This is a genomic window from Arthrobacter sp. Dra40, from assembly GCF_059091905.1.
This window is the reverse complement of the sequence record NZ_JBNHHB010000339.1, coordinates 1-3,888: the sequence shown is the minus strand read 5'-3', so window position 1 is coordinate 3,888 and position 3,888 is coordinate 1. Positions and strand designations below refer to the sequence as shown.

Below are 3,888 nucleotides of genomic sequence, written 5' to 3'. Positions count from 1 at the left end.
CCATGAGCACCATGTCCAGTGTAGGGTAGGCGAACGCGCTCCCGTGGGCTTGCGGCACGTAGCCGGCATTTCCATCGCGGCGGACGACGCCTTCCCTTGACGGAATCAATCCGGCAGCGCAGCGTACCAGTGTGGTCTTTCCGCTTCCGTTCGGGCCCAGCACGGCCGTCGCGGTGCCGGCGGGGACGCTGAAGCTGACACCGCGGAACGTCCATTCACGCGGGCTGTAACCGAACCCTACGCCGTCGAGCTCAAGCACTGTCCCAAATCCTGTCCCGGTTCCGGCGCAGCAGCAGGAAGAACACCGGTGCGCCGACCAGCGCAGTGAGCACTCCGAGCGGGATCTCCCCGGCCGTCAGGGTGCGGGCGATGGTGTCGATCACGATGATGTAGGCCCCGCCGAGCAGGAACGTCACCGGCAGCAGCACCCGGTGGTCAGGCCCCACCCACATGCGGGCCAGGTGCGGGATGACCAAGCCCACCCAGCCGACCGCTCCGCTGACAGCGACGGCACCCGCGACGATCAGCGCCACGGCCACCAGCACTACCCAGCGCAGGACTCCGGGCCGTAGTCCCAGCGCGGCAGCGTCTTCGTCGCCCAGGGAGAGGACATTGATCCGCCAGCGCAGGGCCAAGAGTACGACGGCGCCCAGGAGGACCGGGATTACCGCCACCAGAACCTTCGCGAAGGTAGCGGAGGCAACGCTGCCGAGCAGCCAGAAGACGATGGCCGGCAGCGTAGTGTTCGGATCCGCGATGTAGGTAATGAAGCCCACGAGCGCCGAGAAGAAGGAGCCGATGACCACCCCGCCCAGCACGATCATCAGCAGGGGCGTCCCGCCGCGCCCCGACGTGATCACGAAAAGCAGGACGAGGGCCACGAGTCCGAAGACGAACGCGCCGGTGACCAGCAGCAGGGAACCTAAACCGAGCAACAGGGCCAGGGCACCGCCGAAGGATGCACCGGAGGACACCCCGATGATCTCGGGACTGACCAGCGGGTTACGGAAGATAGCCTGCAGTGCGGCCCCGCCGAGCGACAGCCCGGCCCCCACCAGCAGCGCGAGCAGGACCCTGGGCAGCCGGACGAGCAGGACGACGCTCTCTTCCGTGGCGCTGACCTCGGGGGCGGCGGGGAAGAGCTGGGCGGCGAGGATCTGGACAACATGCCACAGCGGAACGTTATACCGGCCCACGGCCAGTGCCACCAGTCCAACAACAGCCATCAGGCACGTTGAAAGTGCGACCGGTGTGAAAATCGCCCTGCGGCCGGACCGTGGGCCCGGTTTCCCGCGCGCACCGGAACCCCCGGCCGCCTTGCGCCGGCTGCCTAATCGTGCAGAGGGGGCCTCATCCAACATCGAACTGCCGGTAGGCGGCGGATGCGCGGTTCTGCTCGGTCCAGAGGATTTTGTCGCAGTCCGCCGCGGTGGGCTCGTAGTTGTAAAGCATCCGGTAGTAATCGGCAATCTTCCCGCGCAACCCCGACCGCTGCTGCGGGAAGGCGATGTCGCTCAACCAGTGCCACATGAGCGGCGACTCCTGGCCCGGAGGATCCCATCGATAGCCGCCGAGCGGAACCTTGTAGATTCGCCGGGACCGAACCGCGGCGACGTCCTTCCACACCGGGTCTGTGTAGAGATCCTGCGGCATGGCGTCGTCGAAATTGCCCAGCAGAATGATCTCGGGGTTCCAGCGCAGGACCTGCTCCACGTCCAGTCCCACCATCCCGGTACCTGGCAGCGGGTCCTTGCCGGTGGCGGGATTGCTGCCGCCCACCAGCTTGATGTAGAAGTCGTTGTACGTCTTGGCGGCCGCCACTTTGAGACCGCCGGTGAACCGGTTAAAGTACAAAATGCTCGGCCCTGGACCGTTGCGCCCCGCCGCGAGCGTCTTGACCTCCGCCAGTTCCCGGTCGCTGCGGGCCTTGATCTCGGTGGCCCGCTGGGGCTTGCCCAGCATGGCGGCGAACATGGCGATCCACGCGTCCACATCCTCCTGCCGGCCGTTGTTGACCAGGCCGATCACCTTCATGCCGGCGTTTTCCAGCGGCGCGACCAGCTGGGAATCACTCCATTGAATGACGACGTCGGGGTTCAGCGCCCGTACGCTCTCGATGTTGGGCGTGAAGTCCTGGGTGGCGACCTCGTGCGGAAGCTTCAGGACCTCGGGAAAAATGGTGCCGAGGATGCCGTCGCGCATCGCCACCCACGACGCGTGATGCATCCCGGCCAGATGTTCTGCACTGCCGTCCACTGCCACCAGCAGCGAAGCGGCCGGCATGGGGATGGTCACCACGCGGCTGACCGGCCGGTCGAAAGTGATGACCTTGCCCTGCTGGTCGCGGAAGCTGATGCCTCCAGGCGTGCCGCTTTCGGTCTGCGCCGGAGCGGTTTTGCCGGCGCCGCAGCCGGCTAGAAAGGCGACGCTGCCACCCAGCCCCATAACTTGCAGGATCGAGCGGCGGTTAATCTCAGCGGTCACGGGCTCGCCCCCAAATGCTGTCGCATTGCGCCGCTTCGGCATCAGGACGCTGAGGCCGCGGTGCTTCGGTTTAACAGCATCGCCCGGGCAGTCAGGCCTGTCAACGCCTTGCGGTGGCTCACCGAAGGAGGGAACGCCGTGATGTGGCAACCCCGGCAGCCACAATGGATCAGCCATGCCTACCTCCGGTGAACCACTGGGGTCAGTGAGGTGAATGACCCCCGGAGCTTTTCTTCCATTCAGTGTCCTGACGGGCCCCAACGTGATCGGGTGTCCATCTTCCTTGCCCGCGTGTCAATGCCGGTGCTACGGTCGAAACAGCCTTAGCGGAAGGTGACACAGCATGGTCATCGACGGCGCCCAGTTGTTTGTTCGTTATGCTTACCCGCCCAATGCCCGGGGCAGCTGCGGTCCGCCGGACAGCGACGCGCTTCTCCACTACGGACAGAGCGGAATCACGGATCCGGGGCTCCGTGAACTCGCGAAAGGTTTCGCCGGCGCTTACCCGTACTTGGAACTGATCGCCGGATCGACCGGCATCCACGATCCATTGGACCGCCGCGTCGTGGAGGCCTACTGGGTGGGCAATGGCTTGTTGGATGCCGTGGGAATTCGTCACATGGGCAATTCCATGGAGGACCGCTTCAGGGCTCGAACCGGCCGGCAGTTCCCGCACCTGGTGGAAGGGGTCCTGGCCGGCGGCGTTCCCCACCACAGCTTCCATGTCTTCGAAATTTACCCCTGGCTTGGTTTGCTGCGCGACGAGCGGCGGTACGCGACGGCGCTCACCGTGCTCGACCGGTGCAGGATCCGCTGGGGACAGGTCCTCGGCCTTGCCGGTGACGAAGCCGTGGTCCGCTCGCCCCAGCTGGTCTGGAACGGCGCATTTCTCTTCGTCGGAGATCCGGTGATCGAAACCGCTAAATTCGCCGTGGGAGGAACGGGTTTCGTGGAGAATCTCAAGGTCGGGGATGTCGTCTCCCTCCACTGGGACTGGGTCTGCGATGTCCTGAGCCCACGTGAGCTGCGGCAGCTGCAGCACTTCACCGCCCGGCACCTGGAGATCGCCAACAAGGGCGTTGCGCATCGGGGCGCGGCCATCGCGCTCGAACACTAGCCCGGCTGGCAAGCCGGGCCCCGCCTCCTGGCAGGCCAGGCGCTACGGCGCCTGTGGAGCGGCCTCTCCCGATTCCTCGTCGCGGTCGACGTCGGTGGAGTCGCGAGTCGTCGACGTGCCCGTCGGACGCTCGGACTGCCCCTTGGTCCCGGTGTCCACCCGGCCCGGCTCTTTACCGTCCTGACTGATCACTTCTTCGCCGCCGCGGGTGATGCTCGCACCGACCCCTTCCGGAGCCATCTTGGCGTCCGCGGGAGTCTCCTCCGGCCCGGGTTGCTCCGGCTCTT

General features: G+C 66.0%; 5 protein-coding genes. 1 reads left to right on the top strand and 4 read right to left on the bottom strand.

What is annotated here, in order from left to right:
* The 3 genes from AC5RWT_RS35305 to AC5RWT_RS35295 all read right to left on the bottom strand — a co-directional run.
* Positions 1-259, bottom strand: a 259-nt coding sequence (locus tag AC5RWT_RS35305) for an ATP-binding cassette domain-containing protein (RefSeq protein ID WP_494084287.1), incomplete at its 3' end; no start/stop codon positions are given.
* On the bottom strand, positions 252-1,226 hold the full coding sequence (locus tag AC5RWT_RS35300; RefSeq protein WP_494084286.1) for a FecCD family ABC transporter permease: 975 nt from the start codon (positions 1,224-1,226) through the stop codon (positions 252-254). The genes AC5RWT_RS35300 and AC5RWT_RS35305, both read right to left, overlap by 8 nt.
* Positions 1,227-1,350: 124 nt before the next feature.
* Positions 1,351-2,484 (bottom strand): ABC transporter substrate-binding protein, encoded by a 1,134-nt coding sequence (locus AC5RWT_RS35295; protein ID WP_494084285.1) that lies wholly within the window; start codon positions 2,482-2,484, stop codon positions 1,351-1,353.
* Between the two features lie 343 nt (positions 2,485-2,827).
* Here AC5RWT_RS35295 and AC5RWT_RS35290 point away from each other — a divergent pair, with 343 nt between their 5' ends.
* Positions 2,828-3,601 (top strand): DUF6390 family protein, encoded by a 774-nt coding sequence (locus AC5RWT_RS35290; protein ID WP_494084284.1) that lies wholly within the window; start codon positions 2,828-2,830, stop codon positions 3,599-3,601.
* Between the two features lie 42 nt (positions 3,602-3,643).
* Here the strand turns inward: AC5RWT_RS35290 and AC5RWT_RS35285 are convergent.
* A partial coding sequence (locus tag AC5RWT_RS35285) for a hypothetical protein (protein WP_494084283.1) occupies positions 3,644-3,888 on the bottom strand: 245 nt, incomplete at its 5' end.

Excerpts from the sequence above, each read along its gene's own strand:
- AC5RWT_RS35300 (WP_494084286.1), bottom strand. The coding sequence starts at position 1,226 with ATGGCTGTTGTTGGACTGGTGGCACTGGCCGTGGGCCGGTATAACGTT.
- AC5RWT_RS35290 (WP_494084284.1), top strand. The coding sequence starts at position 2,828 with ATGGTCATCGACGGCGCCCAGTTGTTTGTTCGTTATGCTTACCCGCCC.